The organism is Lunatimonas lonarensis (genome assembly GCF_000390185.1).
In the GTDB taxonomy this organism is placed as follows: domain Bacteria; phylum Bacteroidota; class Bacteroidia; order Cytophagales; family Cyclobacteriaceae; genus Lunatimonas; species Lunatimonas lonarensis.
On the sequence record NZ_AQHR01000040.1, the window covers coordinates 168,105 to 190,553 of the forward strand.

Genomic DNA, 22,449 nt, shown 5'->3' on the forward strand with positions numbered 1-22,449 from the left:
TTCCATGGGGTCATCAAGGAAAAAACTATAGACACATGAAAAAGATATTGATATTAGCAATAGGTTCCTTATGCATGTTTGGTTCCTGTAGCCAGGATTTTCTGGACGAATATCCTCCGCATCTAATCACAGCTGGTAATTTTTACCAAAATGAAAACCAGCTCATCATGGCTGCCAACTCTGTATATAACCAGTTATATACGGTTTGGGGTCCCTTATCCTTGCCCTATGTATATGGGGATGCCTATGGTGGGGATTCCTATATTTATCTGACAGTAGGTACTTCCGGGGATTGGTTTGATCTGGCCAATGACATGAATGTGTTTTCTGCCAGTGGTCCCATCGAGAGTGCTTGGAATAGCTATTACAATGGCATTTTCAGAGTCAATGACTTTCTGGAAGAGCTTGAGGCTGCGTCGAATGTGATCACTACACCAGGCTTGAAAGAGCGATTGCAGGCAGAAGCGGTATTTGTGAGGGCTAGTTTTTATTACTACCTGGCCCAATGCTTTGGTGGTGTACCCTTGGTAACGAGCGTGCTTACGCCAACACAAGCAATCGTACTTGCACAAAATACCGAAGCTGAAATTATCGCAAAAGTGGAGGAGGATTTACGCTTTGCTGTAAATAATCTTCCTGCCACCTATCCGGCCCAAGATAGGGGACGAGTGACCAGTCATGCCGCGCGTGCCATGCTTGCTAGAGTATATATGTCCTATGGAAAAAACAACGAGGCTAGAGAACTACTGGCACAGGTTATCAACAGTGGGCGATTTTCATTGGACAGCAACCAGGATGGTGTCGTTGGTCCGGAAGATTATGCCCATGTTTTTGATGCCTACACCAAGCATTCACCGGAATGCGTCTTGGAGCTTCAGTTTATCCACGGCATTACAGGCCGTTGGCATAACTACGTAGAAAACTATACCCCCACTGTTCCCTTCTTTACCTTTCCCGGACAAACCCAGCCGGTCGGTACCTGGGGCCTTGGCGCTGTGGAGGAACGATTGTTTGATGCCTTTGAGCCGAATGACAACACTAGGAGATCTATATCAGCGGTTATGTTCATTACTAACCCCTCAAACGGTAGCCCCTTTTTCGCTCCCCACACCGCAAAATACTACCATGGGTTCAGAGATCTCTTTAATAATGGTTCCAATGTGCCGATCATCCGCTATTCGGAGGTTTTGCTGAACTATGCCGAACTTACCAACGATGCACAGTACCTCAATATGGTCAGGGCAAGGGCTGGTTTACCAGGCTACGGGGAGCCGGGCTATCCTTCGCACATCAATACGTTGGCCGAAGCCATCGAACACGAAAGAAGGGTTGAGTTCAGTTTCGAGTTTCAGAGAGGATTCGACCTGAGGCGAACGGGCAGATTCTTGGAGGTCAAAGGAAAAGAACTTGGCAGGACACTGGAGCCTTGGCGGATTCATTTCCCAATTCCCCAGAACGTAATCGACGTAAACACCAACATGCGTCAAAATCAGGGCTATTAATTGGATAAATCCATTGGCAATATACTTGATATGATAAAAAGGATAGGGTTTTCTATACCTCAATCCCTTCTATTGGGAGGTGCTCTAGTTGCTCTATTGGCTGGATCGGCTTGTCAGCGAAACGTAGACGTTTCCGAGGCGCCGATCCAGCCTCATTTTTTCCAAGGGCAAACGGAGGTCATACCACTGGCCGGTACCTGGGATTTCGCACTCGACCCGGATCATGTAGGTGTCAAAGAGCGATGGTATTCAAAAAAGCTAGCCGATACAGTTACACTCCCGGGCACGACGGATGAAAATAAAAAAGGCCAATTCATCGACGAGCGGGTAGATGACCGTCTGTCCCGTGTGTGGTATTGGAAAGGTGCCGCTTGGTACCATAAGGAAGTGGAGATACCCTCGGAATGGATTGGTAAGCGAATACAACTTCTTCTGGAGCGAAGCAAGGACACACATGTGTGGGTGAACGATAGCTATGTGGGATATGAAAACACCTTAAGTGGCCCCCAGTTTTTTGACCTGACTGCCGCCGTCAAAGAGGGAACAAACCGGATAGCCATTTTGGTCGATAATTCCGTTTTGCCACCCGTTGGCCCGGCCCATGCCATCGACGAACGAACCCAGACCAACTGGAATGGGATTGTGGGTCGGCTGGAGCTACAGGCCACTGATCCGGTGTGGATAGATCAGGTACAAACCTATCCGGATGTAGCCAACAACCGCGTAAAGGTGGTCGCCAAGATTGGAAACATTACCTCAATACCCGTCAACGGCAGGATGCAAGTCCAAGCAGCAAGCTGGAACGTCCGTAATCCGGTTACTTTTCAAGGACATGAACAAGCATATTTACAGCTTGTGGATGGACAAGAGGTGGAGTTTTTTTATGATTTTGATGAGGAGGCCCCCCTTTGGGATGAATTTGATCCGGCATTGATCCGCTTGGCCCTTAAGCTGTCCGTTGATGACGGCGGACCCTCGTATCAGCACGCCACTTTTACGGATTTCGGCATGAGAGAATTTGTCCAGAAGGGCAAGCACCTGCTTATCAATGGTGATCGGGTCTTTCTTCGTGGTCGGATCGACTGTGCGAATTATCCACTTACCGGATACGCCCCAATGGACCGGGAAAGTTGGCTGGAAATGTTTCGTATGTTAAAGGCCTATGGGATCAATCACTGGCGCTTTCATACCTGGTTTCCCCCAAAGGAAGCTTTGGTGGCAGCAGATATGGTAGGGGTTTATTTACAACCAGAACTGCCAAACAAGCGAAGTGGAATGGATCTCAGGAGTATGGACGATGAGGAAGCCATGAAAGTACACAACCCGGATTACCTCGCGATGAGCGGATCCAAGTTCAACATGACACTTAAGGACTATCTACAAAAGGAGGCGGAATTGATATTTCGCTACTTCGGCAATCATCCCTCCTTTACGCTTTTTACGCTTGGAAATGAGTTGGGGCGTAACCAAGGTATGTTCGAATTGGTGGCAGGATTTAAAACGATGGACAACAGGAGGCTGTACGCCCAGGGAAGCAATAACATGCATTGGGAGCCGTCGTTTGCGGAAGGAGATGATTTTTGGGTTATCAGTCGAACGGACACCAACCTCCACGTTCGGGGGGCTAATTTTCACGGAGCCGTTTCCAGTGGGCATGTGGATAACCTACCGCCATCTACACTGGTTGACTACGACCATTCGATCGAACACGTAGAGGTTCCCGTGATTGCCCACGAAACAGGTGCCTATCAGGTGTCGCCTGATTTTTCGGAAATACCCAAATTCACGGGCGTCACCCGAGCGAGGAATTATGAACTTTTTGAGCAGCGTTTAAAAGATGCCAAAATGTATGATCAGTACCCTGCGTTTGTAGCTGCTTCGGGAAAACTGGCGGCCATTTGCTATCGGGAGGAAGTAGAGGCAGCCCTTCGTACTTCCGATCTTGCTGGATTTCAATTGCTGGATATCATGGATTTTCCAGGACAGGGAACCGCTCCCGTGGGTATTCTGAATGTATTTATGGAATCCAAAGGTCTAATAGAACCGGAAGAATGGAGGAGATTTTGCAGCGAAGTGGTGCCTTTGCTGAAAATGGAAAAGTATACATGGACCAATGCAGAGACATTCTCCGCCCAAGTGGATGTAGCCCATTATGGGAAGACGGATTTTTCCAACCCCACCCTAAGTTGGGAACTAATAGGCAGCACGGGAAGAATATTCAAAAAAGGCAAACTTCAAAATGGGGACATCCGAAAGGGAATGCTTCAGGAAGTTGGCAAAATCAGTTTTCCGCTGAATGAAATTTCCCGGGCCGAGAAATTGACGCTAACTCTTTCCATTGAGGGAACATCCTATAGCAATGCGTATGACCTGTGGGTGTATCCCGAGTCGGTTGACTTGAAGGTACCTGCTGAGACATTGGTTTCCAGAAGGTTGGATGCAAATGCCATGCAACATTTGGAAGGTGGCGGAAAGGTAATCCTGTTTCCTGAACATGACCGATTGCCCCATTCTATCAGGGGTGCCTTTCAAACCGACTATTGGAGTTATCCCATGTTTTTGCGTTCTGCGCTCAATCAAGGAAAGGAGCCGGCTCCGGGGTCATTAGGTTTTTTGTGTGATCCGGATTCGCCATTGCTTGCCCATTTTCCAACAGAGTTTCACAGCAATTGGCAGTGGTGGCATTTGGTAAAAAATGCCCGGCCGATAATTCTGGACGATACGCCGGCTGACTACAGACCGTTGGTTCAGACCATTGACAATTTTGCCCGAAACCATAAGCTGGGAATGATATTCGAGATGAAAATGGGGAAAGGCAGTGTTCTGGTCTGTGCAGTGGATATACCGAACCTACTACATCTCCCTGAGGCCAGGCAGTTGTATTACAGTTTAATACATTATGTGGATTCTCCGGCGTTTTCACCTCAATTCGCACTTGACACATCGCTGATCGCACAGCTTTTGCCCTGATTTGTGTGCGGGATAATGGAAAAAGTCTCTGATTAGCCGTCGGGGTACCCTTTCGTAATCTGGTCCGAGGGACTGCAAATAGTAAGTGCCTACTTGCAATCCTAAGCTAATAAAAACCTGTCGATTACAAGATGATAACAGGACATGATTGATTGTATGAATAAACTAACCAAAGTGTAACCAGCTATAACGCGACCATGAAGAATTCAGTAAAAAAGCTAACGCTGCTAGGCTTGTTTACGCTAGCAGGGATCGTTTTTTCTTCTTGTTCTCCTGAAGAAAGCCCAAAGGACCACGTAAAGTTGTGGTATAGCAGTCCAGCCAAGGTAATTGAAAACGAAAAATTTTCCCATCAAAGGGAATGGCTAAAGGCTCTTCCCCTCGGCAACGGTTCTTTGGGGGCGATGGTATTTGGAGATGTTAATTTGGAGAGGATACAACTGAATGAGCAAACCATGTGGTCGGGAAGTCCCACGGATAACGACAACCCTGAAGCTCCAAAGGCCTTGGAGAAAATCCGAAATTTGCTTTATCAGGGAAAATACCTAGAGGCTACCCAACTTACCAATGAAACCCAAATTTGCTTGGGTGTTGGTTCAAAGCGGGGAGGTCCATTTGGTAGCTTTCAAACCCTTGGTGAGTTATGGTTCGATTTTGGAACGGACGCTGAATTCCACAATTACCACAGAGAGTTGGATTTGGAAGATGCTGTGGTTAGGGTGAATTACACACAAGATGGCGTGAATTATTCCCGGGAGGTATTTGCCAGCTATCCCGATCAGGTGCTGGTAGCACGGTTTTCGGCGGATCAACCCGGTAGCATTTCTTTTTCATGTAAAATGGATAGACTTGAGCGCTTTACTACCCATACAGAAGATCAGCAATTGGTCATGAAAGGTGCGCTTTCTGATGGTAAAGGAGGCGACGGCCTCGAATATATGGCTAGACTTGCCGCACTCAACACCAACGGCACGGTAAGCTACACGGATTCTACGGTTATCGTAAAAGATGCCGATGAGGTGACGATGATCCTTTCAGCATCTACAGATTATGTATTGAGCTATCCCAGCTACAAAGGCACAGACTATGAACATGTTACTGATACTCATCTCAAGGCCGCTTTAAAAGTACCCTATGAGCAGTTGTTACAAAGGCACTTGGACGAATACAAATCCTATTTTGATAGAGTACAATTTAGACTAGGTGAAAGCAGGATCGATGACATCCCTACGGATGAGAGAATTGCCAATGCCAAACTGGGGAGGGGGGATTCGCGATTGGTTGAGCTGATATTTCAGTATGGAAGATACTTATTGATCGCCTCATCCAGACCGGGCACGATGCCGGCAAACTTGCAGGGCTTATGGGCAGATCAAGTGCATTCGCCATGGAACGGAGACTATCACACCGATGTAAACATCCAAATGAACTATTGGCCGGCTGGGGTGACCAACCTCTCCGAATTGCAGCTTCCCATGTTTGATTTAATCACCTCTCTGGTGAAGCCGGGTGAACGAACAGCGAAGATCCAATACAATCATAACGGATGGGTAGTACATCCCATTACCAATGTATGGGGCTTTACGTCTCCCGGAGAAAAGGCGAGTTGGGGCATGCATTTGGGGGCAGGTGCTTGGCTTTGCACCCATATATGGGAACACTACCTGTATACGGGAGATAGGGAATTTCTGGCTCAGATGTATCCGGTGATGAGGGGGTCGGTCATGTTTTATCTGGATTGGTTGGTACAGCACCCACAAACAGGGAAATTGGTTTCGGGCCCGGCGGTTTCCCCCGAGAATACCTTCGTTGCGCCCGATGGCAGCCACAGTCAAATAAGCATGGGGCCTGCACATGATCAGCAGGTGATTTGGCAACTTTTTACAGATTTTGTTTCCACTTCTACGGAATTAAACAAGACGGATGAGCTAGTAAAAAAGGTATTGGATGCAAGGGAGAGACTTGCCGGTCCCAAGATCGGCTCGGACGGACGGATTATGGAATGGGCAGAGGAATTTCCCGAAGTAGAGCCAGGTCATCGCCACATATCACACTTGTTCGCCATGCATCCAGGTTCTCAAATCAATATGGAAGAAACTCCGGAGTTGGCCGCAGCAGCCAAGAAATCACTTGAATTTCGAATTCAAAACGGGGTTGGGCATACCCAGGCTGGCACCTTTGGCTGGAGCGCAGCCTGGCTGATTAGCCAGTATGCGAGGTTGCTGGAACCGGAAAAGGCAAACGAAAGTCTCAATACCATTTTGTCAGGGAGTGTTGCACCAAATCTGTTCAATCTACATCCGCCCTTTCAGATTGATGGCAACTTTGGTACGACCGCTGGGATCGCAGAAATGCTCATCCAAAGTCATACAGGAGCCATTCAACTCTTGCCCGCTTTGCCCATCGAATGGTCTTCCGGTGGGGTTAAAGGGCTGAAGGCCAGGGGAGGATTTGAGGTGGACATCCACTGGGAAGAAAACCGCTTAACCCACGCATTAATCAAGTCACATCGTGCCGGTTCAGTAGTGGTTAGGTATTTGGGAAAGGAGGCAAAAATTGAGTTTAATGGCCGCGGAACGAAAACCGTCCGTTTATTGGATTTTAAACTTGGATGATGTTAGTCAGGGCTGATGGTATTGATAGATTGGCTTTGTTGCGTTCAATAAACCGTATTAATGAATGACTATTTTCAAGTAGCAATAATAGGGGATATAAAATGTCTTATAGATATGAAGAAATATAGCAATTTTATCAATTCGTTATTGGTTTGTTTGATCCTTATTTTTTCCTCAGCTGTAGAGAGAAAACCTAGGATTTTGATAATTGGAGATTCTATCTCCGGAGGATATACCCGCTATGTGACGGATCATTTCAAAGATCGGGCGCTTGTGATGCACAATCCAGGCAATGCTGGTGATACGGGAAAGGGGTTGACATACATCCGAGAGTACATTGGCAATGGGGATTGGGACATCATACTTTTTAATTGGGGCCTACATGACCTTTGTTACAGGCATCCGGATTCCAAGTCGGCTGGTAACCGCGATAAAGTAAATGGTACGATTACTTTTACGGTGGATGAGTACAAGGCAAATCTTGATTCATTGGTAGGAATCATGAAAGAGCTGAGTGACGCAAAGTTGGTTTTTGTAACCACAACCTATGTTCCCGAAAATGAACCCGGAAGGTTCTCCAAAGACCCAATCATCTACAATAAAGTTGCACTTCAAGTTATGAAGGAGCATTCTGTGATGGTCAAGGATATTTACAGGAAATCCAAAGCTATCCACAAAGTACATGGGTTTGGTGATGATGACGTACATTTTACTGACGCAGGAAATAACGAGTTGGGTAAACTGATTGTAGAAGTTCTTGAAAAAGCGCTAAAACAATGAATGTTAGCGGTACTAAATCTTTTATTAATACCCTAGTGAAATCATTGAAACGGGTACTATTTTATAGTATATGTTCCCTAGTGATTTCCTGTGGTCATAAAACGGAGCCTAAAGATCTGGGGCAGAAGAGGCCAAACATACTATTTATCTATGCGGATGATTTGGGAAGTGGCCTTCTTGGTGTGAATGGACAGGAAATAATTAAGACTCCACATATCGACAAATTGGCACTGGAAGGGATGAGATTTACGAGAAGTTACAGCAGTAGCTATTGTTTGCCCGCCAGAGCCAGTCTTCTTACCGGTCTGCATGATAGTCATGCGAATGCATGGAGGTATGTTGCTGGCGGGATTTGGATTGATTACAGGGATGGAAAACTCAGTTACCAGCAAGTTGTTGACAGTGTGAACAGAGCCCATGGAGAAATTCCTGACGAAGAGGTTTTCTTACCACAGTTACTGAAGGAGTCCGGCTATTATACCGCGCAGGTCGGCAAATTGGAATGGGGATTTTCAACTACCCCAGACCGGCTAATCAGGCATGGATGGGACTATCACTTTGGTTACTACGACCACCAAGACTGCCATGGGTATTATCCTAAATCCCTTTTCAGAAACGGGGAAGAGGTTTTTATAGAAGGTAACCATTCATCGAATAGCAAGGAGCCGGGAAGTACGTATTCCCAGGAGCTGTTTATCGAGGACATGGTGGATTTCATCAGAAACTATTCCAGTGACGAACCTTTCTTTCTCTATCATCCCTCGCAAATTCCCCATGGAGACATCATGATTCCTCAAATACATCCCGATTTTATCGATAACGAGCAGCTAACGTTAACTCAGAAGGAATATGCATCCATGGTCAAAATGCTTGATGACCACGTAGGGATTCTTTTGGATGAGCTGGTCAAAAAGGGCATTGATGACAACACTGTGGTTATTTTCTCAGTAGATAACGGTCACGAAATATATTATGAGCTAGCACATCAAAAGGTGTACGATGAGAGTAAGAGCATGCTTTCCGATAAATTTGACAGCGAACGGGATGGAGATGTTTTCAATGGAAATCAAAATTTATCGGGCAAAAAGTTTTCTTTTTGGGAAGGGGGGATCAAAGTGCCTTTATTTGTGCGATGGCCTGGTGTAGTTGAGCCCGGTAGCACGTCAGATCTTCTTGTCGCCAATTATGACCTGATGCCAACACTTGCGGAGATAGCCGGTGCTGAGATGCCCGCTGGAAAGGATGGGATTTCTTACCTGCCCACGTTGAAGGGTGAATCAGCTGCCCAAATGGAACATGACTTTGTGATAAATAAGGGGTATGTAAGGTATGCGCCCCATAGAGGAGCATCACTGATATCCAATGATGGATGGAAGCTGAGGTATTTTGAAGGAAGTGAAACCTACATGCTGCATGAGTTGACATCCGATCCCAAAGAAAATATTGATCTGGCGTTGGAATTTCCTGAAAAACTAGAGGAGCTCAAACAGCTGTTTCATTCAGAATACAACAGTCCTCGAAGGGATATACGGTCATTTCAGTTCAATTAATTGGATAGGTTAAAATATGAAACGGAAGGGTGTAAATAGCCAAATAATAACGCTAATTCTAGTGGTTTCATCCATCAGTTGGGGGATTTCATCTTCTTTGGTTCCTCTTTTTGAGGGCATTGACGGGATTAGCGGCGTAAATGAAATCGAAAGTAGACCGAATATCCTGTTTATTTTGACCGATGATCAGGCATTTTCAACCATAGGTGCCTTGGGAAACACCCGGATACAGACGCCCACGATGGATGGTTTGGTCACAGAAGGCACCCATTTTACCAATGCCTACGTGATGGGGGGAAGTTCTCCCGCAATATGTTCTCCTTCCCGGGCGATGCTATTCAGTGGACGTACACTCTGGAACCTTGAAAATCAGGGCCAATACGGCTTCGAAATATCAGCTGCGTATCAAACGTTGTTTCAGGTTTTTCTAGAAAACGGCTACAACACCTTTGCGACCGGCAAAAATGAGCCCGGCCGCGATGGACATTTCGCCCGATCCTTTAATCACGCTGACAAGGTACTGTTTCGGGGCATGACCGGTTCCCAGTACAGACTTCCCCTTGTGTCTTTTTCTCCGGAGGGAGATTATTCACGTGAGCGGGAGGAAATTCATACGGGAACCCATTCAGCCGAGGTGTATGCAGATGCGGCCATACGCTTTATCGAGGAGCAGGCAGATAGCGAGGTGCCATTTGTAGCCTATGTGGCCTTTCAAACCCCTCACGATCCCCGGCAGGCACCGGAGGAATTTCAGGCCAAGTATTCTGCCGATGAGATGGTTCTGCCCGCGTCGTACTTACCCCAGCACCCATTTGACAATGGTATGCTACAGATACGGGACGAGCAATTGGCGGGTTTCCCCCGCACCCCTGACGAAATCAAGCAGCACATTGCAGACTATTATGCCATGGTTTCCCACGACGACTTTCAGATCAGCCGTATATTAAATGCCTTGAAGCGGTCGGGGAAGTACGAAAAAACCATTATTGTATTTACATCTGATAACGGTCTGGCTGTCGGTAAGCATGGGTTGATGGGAAAACAAAACCTGTATGAGCATTCGATTCGAGTGCCCCTGATTCTCGTAGGCCCGGGAATCCCCAAAGGAGAGCAACGGAACCACCTTTGCTACATTTATGACCTAAACCCAACCTTATGCGAGCTGGCAGGGATACCGGTTCCGGGATCCGTGCAGTTCAAGAGCATGGCTGATATCATTGCGGATCCAACAAGGCAGCATAGGGACTATCTCTATTTTGCGTTTATGTACTGGCAACGGGCTGTTAGAAATGAACGATTCAAACTGGTCGAATATTCGGTTGAGGAAAAACGACACACCCAGTTATTTGACCTGATTTCGGATCGAGAGGAGCTGCATAACTTGGCGGGAAATCCGGAGTTTCAACAAGAGGTCGCTGACCTGAGAGAGTTGCTGTTGGGGGAGAAGGATTCCCAAAACGATGGAAATTCCACCTCTGAATTTGCCACGGGTCAGGGAACGGCATTCTGGCAAACGTACCTGAATGTCAAGACATCTGAAGTTCCCCAGCCCTCATTTGAAAACTGACCAGAAAGCGAGTAAAGGTACACGAAATCGAATAGGGTACCAGGGAATGTAGCAAGCATATAAAATGAACATATATATTTCGGTAGTATTTGGAATGATACTACTATCACAAGCCGTGAAGTGCAGTAATCCAACTGAGGGATTATTTGATAGTAACCTTCCAGCGCTAAAAGATATTAACGAAGTACCGGTCGATCTGGAAGTCCCGGAAATTTCAAATGAGCCTCCGGCTCGGGGAAAGAGAGTAAAGCAAGTATTAGAGGAATATGAAGATACTGAGGTATATCATATTTTGTACTTGCCCACTAATTGGAAGCTAGGCAAGAAGTTTCCGGTTATCGTTGAGTACCCAGGGAACGGACCTTATACAAATAAATATGGAGATGAATGTGCTGGAATCCCGGATGATACCAACCTGGGATACGGCATAAGTGGGGGAAGGGATTTTGTTTGGGTCAGCCTTCCATTTATCAGTCTTGATGGGCGGCAAAATCAACTTAAATGGTGGGGAGATGTCGACGCGTCGGTAAAATATACCATCGAGGCGGTAAAAAAGGTCTGCAGGGAATTTGGGGGTGACGAGAAATTAGTGTTTTTGGCAGGGTTTTCCAGAGGGGCTATTGGTAGCAATTACATTGGATTACACGATGATGAAATAGCTGGTCTTTGGTGTGCCTTTATTCTGTTTAGTCATTACGATGGTGTCAGGGATTGGGGTTACGAAGGTGCAGATAAGGCATCTGCTGTGAGGCGCCTTGAAAGGTTAAGGGGAAGGCCTCAACTGATTATGCAAGAGGGAACAGGAACAAAGGAGACAAAGGAATTTCTTGAATCAACCGGGATTAAAGGCAATTTCACCTACTTGAATATTCCCTACAGGAATCACAACGACAAATGGGTATTACAGAATATTCCGGAACGCAGGTTTCTTAGACAGTGGGTTGCCGATGTCATAGACTATCGCAAGCGTGAATGAATGGTGCCGGAAATTCCGTCACACCGGCTTTCCCTCAGTTCCTATTGAGAGAATAAATTAAAGGTTTAATAAGATAGAATTTTATAATAGGATTTCTAATCGCGTAAAAATGAGTATAATATTAAAGGTAATTCTGGGGCTTATGACGGGAACGTTTGGCTTCTATTATGTCACGGATGTTTTCAGAAAGAAAAACCTGTTTTCAAGTAAACCTTGGTCCGGTCTGCTCGCAACAGGGTTTATTACCAACTTTTTCGATACGCTTGGAATTGGGAGTTTTGCCCAGCAGACGGCGATTTTTAAGTTCTTCAAACTGATTGATGACCGCCTGATTCCGGGAACAATGAATGTGGGGAACACCATTCCTACGGTCATGCAGGCGTTTATTTTTATGACGGTGGTCGAAGTGGATCCCATTACCCTGGTCACCATGTCAACCGCCGCTCCCACGGGTGCCTTGTTGGGTGCCGGTATTGTATCCAAAATGTCACGTCGGGGGATTCAGATTGGGCTGGGTTGTGGCCTTCTCGCCGTGGCCTTAATCATCATAGCCGGCTTTTTGGACCTGATGCCGGTGGGAGGGGAAGCGATCGGGCTTAGGGGTTGGAAACTGGTGCTAATCGTAGCAATGAGTTTTGTCTTTGGGGCCTTGCAGACGATAGGCGTTGGGTTCTATGCGCCCTGTATGGCGATGGTGTATGCGCTCGGCATGCATCCACTAACGGCATTCCCCATTATGATGACCGCCACTGCCATGTTGATGGCGGCAGGTGGAGCAAAGTTTGTCAAACAAGGGGCATATGATCGAAAGGTTGCCTTTTCGCTGACCATAGCCGGGGCAGTTGGCGTCATATTGGCCGCCTATGTGGTCAAATCCTTACCCTTGTTGGTTTTAAAATGGGTGGTATTGTTTATCGTTTTATACACGTCGGGATGGATGTTCCTTTCAGCTAGGCGAAGAGATCCTGATTCCAAGGTAGTTGCGGAGTGAGGAGCATCTAATCAGACCTAGGATAGAGGTTTTTATTGTAGATAGCTTTACCTGTCTGCCCGCATCAATGTTAAGTATGTGTGATTGAAAATTTAATTGTAATCGTATAAATACCAGCTATAATGATAATGGTAATTGAAAATTCGAGGTTTTGCTTTGTGTTCACAATGCTAGTAATGCTTTTGGCGGCTGGTTGTAGGCAATCGGCAGATCGTTTTACGGAAACCATGGATCTATCTGGCGAGTGGAGGTTTGAATTGGATCGGGACGGAAAGGGGATGGAGGAGGAATGGTTCAGCAGGGATCTTTCGGACAAGGTTCAGTTGCCGGGAACCACAGATGAAAATCAAAAGGGCGATTTTATCGACGAGCGGGCAGAGGATCGTCTGTCACGGGTTTGGTACTGGAAAGGCGCCGCATGGTATCAGCGCGAGATAGATATTCCTGACTCATGGCAGGGTAAGCGGGTTCAGCTTTTTTTGGAGCGAACCAAGGACACCCATGTCTGGCTTAACGGCACCTATTGTGGGTACGAAAATACGTTGAGTGCACCTCAGTATTTTGAGATGACCAAAGCGGTCGTGCCAGGAAAGAACGTGGTGACGGTATTGGTAGATAATGCAAAGCTGCCTCCGGTTGGCCCATCCCATGCGGTGGATGAGCGAACGCAGACCAACTGGAATGGAATCGTTGGAAAAATGGAACTTCAAGCTACCGATCCTGTCTGGGTAGATGGGGTACAGGCCTATCCTGACGTGGAAAACAACCGGGTCAGGCTCCGGATTAAAATTGGTAACCTTACCCAATCGGATGCTTCGGGTAAAATTACCCTTCAGGCAGAAACATGGAACACCGAAAAGACCATCCACTTTGAAAAGCACGTCGAGCAGGTACAGCAGCTTTCGCAGGGTGAGTCCGATGTTTTCGTTGATTTTGGGTTTGATAAGCAGGCACCGCTTTGGGACGAGTTTGATCCGGCATTGATCCGAGTCATGGTCGCCTTGGAAACAGAATCCGGGGACGATCGATACCAGCATGCCACCTGGGTAGATTTTGGGATGCGGGAGTTTAAACGGGAAGGTAAATTTCTAATGAATAATGGAAATCGTGTCTTTCTGCGCGGACGGATAGATTGTGCCAACTTTCCACTTACCGGGTATGCACCGATGGATAGGGAGTCCTGGCTAGAGATGTTTCGGACCTTGAAGTCGTATGGAATCAATCACTGGCGATTTCATTCTTGGTTTCCCCCAAAGGAGGCCCTGACGGCAGCGGATATGGTCGGGGTGTACCTCCAGCCGGAGCTACCCAATAAGCGAAGTGGCATGGATCAGCGCAGTATGGAACAGGAGGAAGTCAGGAAAATATATAACGTGGATTACCTTGAGCTTGAGGGGAGCAAGATCAATTTGACGTTAAAGGAATACCTGGAAAAGGAAGCCGATCTAATATTTAGGCATTTTGGCAATCACCCTTCTTTCACGCTCTTTACGCTGGGGAATGAACTGGGACGGAATCAGGCCATGTATGACTTGGTGGCAACCTTTAAAGCAGATGACCCACGAAGATTATATGCGCAGGGAAGTAACAACATGCATTGGGAGCCTTCTTTTGCGGAAGGTGACGATTTTTGGGTAATAGGTGCCACGGCGGATAGCCTTCCTGTGCGAGGTTCCTTTGCGTATATTTCAAAAAATGCGCCCTTTGGACACATAAACGAGCAGTCTCCCTCTACCTTGGTAAACTTTGCGCCTTCCATTGCACATGTAGAGGTTCCGGTGATTGGGCATGAGACCGGTCAGTTTCAGGTGTCGCCTGATTTCAATGAAATCCCAAAATATACCGGTGTGACCCGGGCGAGAAATTACGAGTTGTTCCAAGAGAGGCTGGAAAAGGCAAACATGTTGGACCAAGCTGACGACTTTGTAAAAGCGTCCGGAAAGCTTGCTGTGATCTGCTACCGTGAGGATATTGAGGCGGCACTGCGCACCCCTGACTTCGGGGGATTTCAATTGCTGGATATCATGGATTTTCCGGGGCAGGGAACCGCCCCGGTTGGTATTCTGAACGTTTTCATGCAGTCTAAGGGGCTCGTAACTCCGGAGGAATGGCGTCAGTTCTGTAGCGAAGTGGTTCCTTTGCTTAAAATGGAGAAGTACACTTGGACGAACAAGGAGACCTTTGAGGCCTCGCTGGATGTAGCCCATTACGGGCCGAGGGACTTGGTCAATACGAAGATAAACTGGCAGCTTTCCGATCTATCCGGGAAGGTTCTTGCGGAGGGCAGTCAGAATGCCGGTACCATTTCCCGCGGAGCATTGCAGGAAATAGGTGAAATCCGTATCCCGCTCGCAGAAGTAAAGGGTCCGCAGCAGGTAAAGGTATCTGTGGCCATTGCCGATACCCCCTATAAAAATACGTATGATCTCTGGATATATCCCGATGAAATCGATACAAGTGTGCCTTCTGATATGATGGTTTCCAGGCGTCTGGACGAATCCACCAAACATCACTTGGAGAAGGGAGGCAAAGCCATCCTGTTCCCTGAACTGGACAGGCTACCAAAATCCATAGAGGGGGCGTTTATTACGGATTTTTGGTCTTGGCCTATGTTTGCAAGGGGTGCGGCAAACCGTGGAGTGGATCCAGCACCCGGATCCCTTGGGTTTCTCTGTGCACCTGAATCACCCTTGTTCAACCATTTTCCCACAGATTTTCACTCTAACTGGCAATGGTGGCATTTGGTAAAAAACAGCCGTCCAATTATCCTCGACGAAACATCCGCGGACTACCGTCCCCTCATACAGACCATCGATAACTTCGGAAGGAACCACAAACTCGGGACGGTCTTCGAAACCAGCTATGGATCGGGAAGCCTGCTGGTCTGTGCCATTGATCTTCCCAATCTTATGGATCTTCCAGAGGCAAGGCAGTTGTATTATAGTATGTTGAAATACGTGGAATCGGATCAGTTCAGCCCGGTATTTGAGATCGATAGAGCGGTGTTGAGGAGGTTGGTTCCCTAAAAATCTAACAATCCAATAATGAAAAAGCATAACACAAGACGAAGGTTTATCCAATCATCAGGAGCCATGGCCATAGGACTAATGGGAGTACCAACCTTTGCGCCTGCTCGGGGCGAATCGATAAAGAGCTTTGGGGAAACGGATATCCGTTCTTTGTTTGAAGCGAATAGGGAGGATGCACTAAGGATAGCGGAGCGGGTAATGGAAAAATGTGTTCTGGATAGGATACTTCCTCCCAGTCCGCCCCTGAAACACCATTGGGTGCAACCGGGTGGGCCCTATTATTTAGGGCAGTGGATATGGGATACGATGTTTGTGGTAGACCTGTTGGCTATTTTGCCGGATAAAAAGGAGCTGATTCGGGAGATCTTCCAAAACTACTGGGACTTTCAGGACCGATGGAATGCAACGGTACCGGATTTTGCGCAGGATATGATCACCGTGGCCATCAAAACGTTTCCACAGGAGTTACGCATGTTCTCCCAGATACCCATATTGGCTTGGGGATTGGAACGGGTGTATTCTCGCAACGGAGATAAAGAACTGCTGAAGCAATGCCTACCCCGGTTGGAGAAATGGCACGATTGGTACTGGCGTGAGCGGGATGTCACCAATATAGGTATGGTTACCATTGGCTCATACAGTGGCGATATTCAGCATGCCAGATGGGAGACGTTTGACTATGAGTGTAATATGGATGATCTAAAGCTGCAAAAGCATCCCACACGCAGGAATCAACTTGAAGGCAATTGGTATGGTGATATGTGGGTGACCGGCAATACGTCCTATTTGATTATGGGGGAAAAGAGCTTGGTGCGCTTGGCGGAAGACATTGGGGATATGGAAATGGCAGCCAGAAGAAAGCCCTATATCGATAAAGCGGTGAATGCCATGCGTCAATATATGTGGGACGAGGAAGCCGGCACCTTCCTTTCGGTCAAGATGGACACGATGGAAAAAATTCCCGTAGCCACCATCAGTAGCTGGGTGCCTTTGGCAGCAGGCGTTCCTACGGCAGCGATGGCCAAGCGAATGGCCGAAGAGCTGGGTTCGGAGGCATGGCAAACTCCCGTACCCGTTCCCACCGTAGACCCCAGGGATCCCCGTTGGCTTTCCAACCGCTTTTGGCGGGGAGATACGTGGCCTCCCACGAATTATCAGATTGCGTCTGGATTGGCAGCTTATGGGTACAAGGAACTTGCTGCAAAGGTCGCGGATGCAAACGTCGAAAATGCCATCAAAAATGGGCTGAACGAGCACTACGATTCCATGTCGGGCAAACCATTGGGCGTGAAGGATTATTGCATGGCTGCCACCATCGCGACCATGATGTTGGATGGATTGACCGAGAAGTATACGTTGAAGATCGCGGGAAAATAGCTATCGGACCTCAGGTCCACGTATAATTTGGACCAGTTTCCAGAATGATTGGAGCTTTATAACTTGCGGAAAGATCCGGGTGAGTACATCGATTTCGTGGATGAATTGATTTTGCTTTAACTGGAGAGGATTATGACAATTTGTATCAAGTCATCTTGAATCTTTCCCAAGATCGCAAACAGTGTAATGAATCTGTCTATTTTGATGCCGTTAGTTTTAGTTACCATTTACAGGGTTGTTACCAAGTTGTCGAGAAAGGCATCACTTTTGTCATACCCGAAAGCGGCATAAGGTCAATTCCTAGTCTTGCCAGCACTACCTTTCCCGTGCAGAGTTTTGAAATTAGGTTTTTAGAAGGCTTGCGTTCAGCGAAAAATTTCCAAATTGAAAAAAATAAGCTGTTCCTCTATGGTGAAAAGGAAGATGAAATCGAGCATGACGCAAGCGACACACACTGGGATGACTATCCGCCATGCGAGATTCCATGTGACCTTTGAAAAACAATTATAGACACATGAAAGAATGGTTTTTGTTTCCCGAGATTGAATGGAATAAAGGAAATGTTTTTTTAGCCGTTTGTAATCCCCGTGTAGCCATTCATTGAAGTTCATACTTCCAGCTGGTAATCTTAATACAAGATAAAGCAGTAATCGCTTTGATCCCATTATGGCAAATGCAATATCTCCAAGGTAAGGCAGCCATTGAACCAAGCCTTTCCAGAAAATTTCCGTTCAAGGAGGTTAAAATACCATGCCTTTTTGCTAAGATGATGGAGGAATGGGCGTTTTCAAAGCCCGATATTTGTTGGTTGGCAATGGAATAAGGCAAACCCAACTTGGGGCAAGGAGACGCTGCTTTTTACCTATTCTTGAAATCTCCACCAAAAAAAGGTGTTAAACGAATCAAAAACTATGACGAAAACCTTTAAAATCGGTTTTTTATTACTTGCGTGTGTGGTGTTTGTTTCCTGTTCGGAAAATCCCAAACAAGCGGATTGCGGATTGTGTGAATCGGTAGGGGCGAAATGGATACAGGTAGAAAAGGAGCTGCCCACAGAAGATTCTCTTTTCTACCTTCCCAATCCAGCACCACTCTTTCGAAAGGAGTTTGGAGTCGAAAGCCATTTTGATAGTGCGAAGCTTTTTATTACCGCTGCGGGCTATTACAAGGCAACCCTGAATGGCGAGGCCATCGGCAAAAATATCCTCGATCCGGCTTGGACAGATTACACCAAGCGTGTTTATTACGCGGAGTATGACCTTTCCGCCCAGATTCAAGAGGGGACAAACTGCTTTGGAGTCAGCCTGGGCAATGGGTTTTACAATCCGCTGCCGATGAGGAAATGGGGGAGGAGGAATCCCCGGGAGGACTTGAACGTTGGCAAGCCAACCTTCATCGCAAGGCTCGTTCTTTATTACCCAAATGGGAAAACCAAGGAAATTAGTACGGACGAGTCGTGGAAGTATTCCTATGGCCCATTGATCAAAAACAGTGTGTATTTGGGTGTACTATATGACAAGGGGATGGAGATACCAGGATGGGACAGGCCGGGTTTTAACGATACGGGCTGGAAATCGGTACAGGTAGGAAAAGGTCCAGGTGGGCAACTTCAAGCGGCATTTTTTCCAGCGGTACAGGTAACCGAAGAGATACGTCCAAAATCCATCCATGAGATCGAAAAGGATGTGTATATCGTGGACATGGGAGTGAATTTTACAGGAACCTATAAGATTAGGCTAGCTGGAAATGTAGGTGACACCGTTACGCTGCGATTTGGGGAACGGCTGTACGAAGACGGGACGCTAAACCCCATGACAACGGTCGTTGGCCAAATCAAAGCTCCGGGGATCGGGGGACCCGGTTCACCTGCGATCGCCTGGCAAACGAGCAGCTACGTAGTCGATACAGAACCTACCTGGTTTAGTCCTGATTTCACGTACCACACGTTTCGGTATATGGAAATAACCGGATTGCAAAAACCTCCGCTTTTAACGGATATCACGGGTTTGTACTTTCATACCAATGTGGAAAGAGAAAGTCATTTTACCAGCTCGAATTCCCTGTTGAACCAAATTCAGGATGCAACCACACGCACCTTCCTGTCCAATCTCATAAGCGTGCAATCCGACTGCGCTGTGAGAGAAAAGTTTGGCTATGGCGGTGACCTGAACGCCACTGCTGAATCCTTTATCTACAATTTCGACATGCGGGATATATATCGAAAAACAGTCTATGATTGGGTAGATGCCATAAATGATTCGATCTTTGTAGATACTGCCCCCTTTGCGGGTATCAAATATTGTGGGATCAGCTGGGAATCCGCCTACCTAATCACCCAATATTACTTGTATCTGTACTACGATGAGACCGATCTGGTACACGAGCTCTACGAAGATAACCTGGCCTGGATGGATAAAGTAGCCAGGATTCATCCGGAAGGGATGGTGGATAGCGGCCTGAGTGATCACGAGTCACTCGAACCGGTACCTGTTCAACTGACTGGTACAGCCCATTACCTTCAGTGTGCAGAGATCATGGAGACCTTTGCCTCGCTGAAGGGCGACACGAAAAACCAGCAGCGATTTGCTGAACTCTCCGAAAAATTGAGAGCTATCATCAAAGCGGAATTTTGGGATAAACCGGTTACAGAGAGAATCAATAGGCAGACGTTGTTTTCTACGCTGCTTTTTCACCGGATCATCCCGGAAGATGAATTGGGTGCGGCGAGGGATTCCTTGGTACAGGCAGTAAAAAACGGCCCCTCCGGTCAGTTTAATACCGGTATCTTTGGCACCAAATACGTACTGGAGACCCTTTCCGAGTCGGTGCCAATTGATCAGGTTTACGCGATTGTTAACAGTACCAAATTTCCAGGTTGGGGCCATATGATCAGCAGAGGGGCCACGACGATTTGGGAGACCTGGCAAGAAAGCGACAATGTGTTTACCAACTGCCATCCGATGTTTGGCACGGTCACGGAATGGTATTATAGGTGGCTGGGGGGAATAAGACCGGATCCCAAGCAGCCCGGTTTCAAAGCGTTTGTTTTGGCGCCCAGAACGCCCACGGGCTTGGATTCGATTTCCTGTTCGTACAGGTCACCCTACGGGGATATTGTATCCAACTGGCGAAGGGAATCGGGGAACTCGGTAGTCTACGATTTAATTATACCCGTGGGAAGTGTGGCATCGGTATCTCTGGATATGAAGGCAGCTCAAGGTCTTTCTATCACCAAGGATGGGAAAGCTTTTCAACCGCCAGTGACCGATGCGTCTACTCCAGGCGAATTTAAGCTTGAGGGAGGTAACTATAAAGTAGTTGTTTCAGGTTAGATTCAATTGCCTACACGCCTTTTATAATGTAGAGTAGTCTTTGCTGTAAATAAATGTCAAATGCACTGTTATAAACAATAACGGATTAACTATTAAAGCATTCATGTATACATCGCAACTTGGCAGAAGCTTTCTTTTTTCTTTATCGGTACTTTTTTTGGCTTGTTCTACGCCCGAAAACACATCGCAAGTGTACAGGCCTACCAATGTCCTGTTGATAACTGCCGACGATCTAAACTATAATTCAGTGGGGGCATATGGCTGTGAGATACCCGGTATCACACCCAACTTGGACAAGCTGGCGGCGGGTGGTATCCGGTTTAATCATGGGTATGTGAATATCGCCGTGTGCCAACCGTCCCGGCAGTCTATTATGACAGGCAGGTATCCCCGTACCAACGGTTCCCTTGGTTTTCAGCCCATAAACGACGGCGTGACCACGCTTACCGAGCAACTCAAGCAGGTCGGTTACATGAATGGCATTTTAGGGAAGGAGATTCACTTAAGGCCTACTGAAAAGTTTTTTTGGGATTACTTTGTTACCGAAGGAGATTTGGCTTCTGGCTTGGGGATTGGAAGAGACCCCGAGCTGTTTTATAAATTTACCAAAGAGTTTATCCAAAAGGCTGAACGGGACAACAAACCTTTTTTTCTGATGGCAAACAGCCACGATCCCCATAGGCCTTTCGCCGGAAGCGAGCAGGAAAAAAATGCCTGGGGAGCCGATCTACCTGTCTTTACCAGAAAAATCACACCGGAGGAAGTCACCGTGCCGGGTTTCTTACCTGATTTGCCCGAAGTACGGTTGGAAATCGCAGAGTATTATACCTCCGTTTATAGGCTTGACCAAACGGTGGGTGCCATTCTTCGTGCGTTGGAGGAATCAGGCCATTGGGACAATACGTTGGTTATGTTTCTTAGCGATAACGGGATGCCCCTACCTTTTGCCAAATCCAATTGCTACCTGAACAGCAATAAAACCCCCTGGATCGTTTCCTGGCCTGACCAGATCAAAGAGGGGTGGGTGGACGATGATCATTTTATTTCCGGGATCGATTTTATGCCTACGGTACTGCATGCGTTACGGTTGCCGGAGGTTGCCCAGATGGATGGAAAATCCTTTTTGCCGCTGTTGGAGGGCAAAACCCAATCTAACCGGAACGTGGTTTTTACCGAGTTTCACCGGATTTTCGCAGGCATAGATTTCCCGATGCGTGGCGTACAGGAAGGAGATTTTGGGTATATCGTCAATTTTTGGAGTGATGGAAAGCATCAGATCATGGGAGATGCCAAGGGTGGAAGAACCTACGCCTCCATGAAGCAGGGAGCGTTGTCCGATTCCTTGGTCAATGTGCGCTTGGCGTTTTATGAGTACAGAGTACCTGAAGAGCTTTACGACTTTAGCAAGGATCCCGATGCCCTGAATAACCTGATCGACGATCCTAACTACCACGAGGTCAAAGTCCGTCTGAAAAAGCTATTGTCGCGGAACATGAGGGAGACCAAAGATCATCTGCTGGGTGATTTTACTGATCTGTTCTTGGAGGAGTAGTTATTAGGAAATCCGATTCTTTTCATAATCCAGTTGTCCAACCCCGCTTTACGCGGATAAAAAAGGATTTTGTTTTTTAAGCTACGTTTGAGATTTGAAAAGTTTATAAATTTCTGTATTTGGTTATATTTTATATAGTTGAGTGTCTATTGATAAATTTAAAAAATTGAATTAGGCATTTAATAAATAAAGGCTTTGTAGGGGTAGG

General features: G+C 46.9%; 13 protein-coding genes. All 13 read left to right on the top strand.

Translation table 11 applies throughout. The annotated features are described in order from the left end of the window. The first annotated feature begins 35 nt into the window (after positions 1-35). A complete protein-coding gene (locus ADIS_RS05575) occupies positions 36-1,502 on the top strand; it encodes a RagB/SusD family nutrient uptake outer membrane protein (protein WP_010853393.1) in 1,467 nt (488 codons plus the stop codon). A 30-nt stretch (positions 1,503-1,532) separates the two neighbouring features. Beyond that, positions 1,533-4,472: a sugar-binding domain-containing protein gene (locus ADIS_RS05580; RefSeq protein WP_155907151.1), complete on the top strand. Its 2,940-nt coding sequence runs from the start codon at positions 1,533-1,535 to the stop codon at positions 4,470-4,472. 197 nt (positions 4,473-4,669) lie between these two features. Next, positions 4,670-7,087, top strand: coding sequence for a glycoside hydrolase family 95 protein (locus ADIS_RS05585; protein ID WP_010853395.1), 2,418 nt, complete (start codon positions 4,670-4,672; stop codon positions 7,085-7,087). 114 nt (positions 7,088-7,201) lie between these two features. Continuing rightward, complete coding sequence (locus tag ADIS_RS05590) at positions 7,202-7,867, top strand: SGNH/GDSL hydrolase family protein (protein WP_035804829.1); 666 nt, start codon at positions 7,202-7,204, stop codon at positions 7,865-7,867. A 44-nt stretch (positions 7,868-7,911) separates the two neighbouring features. After that, complete coding sequence (locus ADIS_RS05595; protein WP_162141560.1) at positions 7,912-9,417, top strand: sulfatase-like hydrolase/transferase; 1,506 nt, start codon at positions 7,912-7,914, stop codon at positions 9,415-9,417. A 16-nt stretch (positions 9,418-9,433) separates the two neighbouring features. Beyond that, positions 9,434-10,984 carry a sulfatase-like hydrolase/transferase gene (locus tag ADIS_RS05600; RefSeq protein ID WP_010853398.1) on the top strand — a complete coding sequence of 517 codons (1,551 nt, stop codon included), beginning with the start codon at positions 9,434-9,436 and terminating at the stop codon, positions 10,982-10,984. 64 nt (positions 10,985-11,048) lie between these two features. Then, positions 11,049-11,960, top strand: coding sequence for a hypothetical protein (locus ADIS_RS05605; RefSeq protein ID WP_155907155.1), 912 nt, complete (start codon positions 11,049-11,051; stop codon positions 11,958-11,960). Between the two features lie 109 nt (positions 11,961-12,069). After that, a complete protein-coding gene (locus ADIS_RS05610) occupies positions 12,070-12,951 on the top strand; it encodes a sulfite exporter TauE/SafE family protein (protein ID WP_010853400.1) in 882 nt (293 codons plus the stop codon). A 122-nt stretch (positions 12,952-13,073) separates the two neighbouring features. Further along, positions 13,074-15,977 carry a glycoside hydrolase family 2 gene (locus ADIS_RS05615; RefSeq protein WP_051113269.1) on the top strand — a complete coding sequence of 968 codons (2,904 nt, stop codon included), beginning with the start codon at positions 13,074-13,076 and terminating at the stop codon, positions 15,975-15,977. Between the two features lie 18 nt (positions 15,978-15,995). Further along, on the top strand, positions 15,996-17,357 hold the full coding sequence (locus ADIS_RS05620; protein WP_010853402.1) for a cell wall surface anchor family protein: 1,362 nt from the start codon (positions 15,996-15,998) through the stop codon (positions 17,355-17,357). 155 nt (positions 17,358-17,512) lie between these two features. Then, complete coding sequence (locus ADIS_RS05625) at positions 17,513-17,854, top strand: hypothetical protein (protein ID WP_155907157.1); 342 nt, start codon at positions 17,513-17,515, stop codon at positions 17,852-17,854. Between the two features lie 414 nt (positions 17,855-18,268). Then, entirely contained in the window at positions 18,269-20,689 is a 2,421-nt protein-coding gene (locus ADIS_RS05635; protein ID WP_010853404.1) for a family 78 glycoside hydrolase catalytic domain, read from the top strand. 103 nt (positions 20,690-20,792) lie between these two features. Continuing rightward, positions 20,793-22,241 (top strand): sulfatase family protein, encoded by a 1,449-nt coding sequence (locus ADIS_RS05640; protein WP_010853405.1) that lies wholly within the window; start codon positions 20,793-20,795, stop codon positions 22,239-22,241. The last annotated feature ends 208 nt before the right edge of the window (positions 22,242-22,449 follow it).

Bases quoted from the DNA above. Each gene is read 5' to 3' on its own strand.
- ADIS_RS05615 (WP_051113269.1), top strand. From the start codon at position 13,074: ATGATAATGGTAATTGAAAATTCGAGGTTTTGCTTTGTGTTCACAATG.
- ADIS_RS05610 (WP_010853400.1), top strand. From the start codon at position 12,070: ATGAGTATAATATTAAAGGTAATTCTGGGGCTTATGACGGGAACGTTT.
- ADIS_RS05590 (WP_035804829.1), top strand. From the start codon at position 7,202: ATGAAGAAATATAGCAATTTTATCAATTCGTTATTGGTTTGTTTGATC.
- ADIS_RS05585 (WP_010853395.1), top strand. From the start codon at position 4,670: ATGAAGAATTCAGTAAAAAAGCTAACGCTGCTAGGCTTGTTTACGCTA.
- ADIS_RS05620 (WP_010853402.1), top strand. From the start codon at position 15,996: ATGAAAAAGCATAACACAAGACGAAGGTTTATCCAATCATCAGGAGCC.
- ADIS_RS05580 (WP_155907151.1), top strand. From the start codon at position 1,533: ATGATAAAAAGGATAGGGTTTTCTATACCTCAATCCCTTCTATTGGGA.
- ADIS_RS05575 (WP_010853393.1), top strand. From the start codon at position 36: ATGAAAAAGATATTGATATTAGCAATAGGTTCCTTATGCATGTTTGGT.
- ADIS_RS05640 (WP_010853405.1), top strand. From the start codon at position 20,793: ATGTATACATCGCAACTTGGCAGAAGCTTTCTTTTTTCTTTATCGGTA.
- ADIS_RS05635 (WP_010853404.1), top strand. From the start codon at position 18,269: ATGACGAAAACCTTTAAAATCGGTTTTTTATTACTTGCGTGTGTGGTG.
- ADIS_RS05605 (WP_155907155.1), top strand. From the start codon at position 11,049: ATGAACATATATATTTCGGTAGTATTTGGAATGATACTACTATCACAA.
- ADIS_RS05600 (WP_010853398.1), top strand. From the start codon at position 9,434: ATGAAACGGAAGGGTGTAAATAGCCAAATAATAACGCTAATTCTAGTG.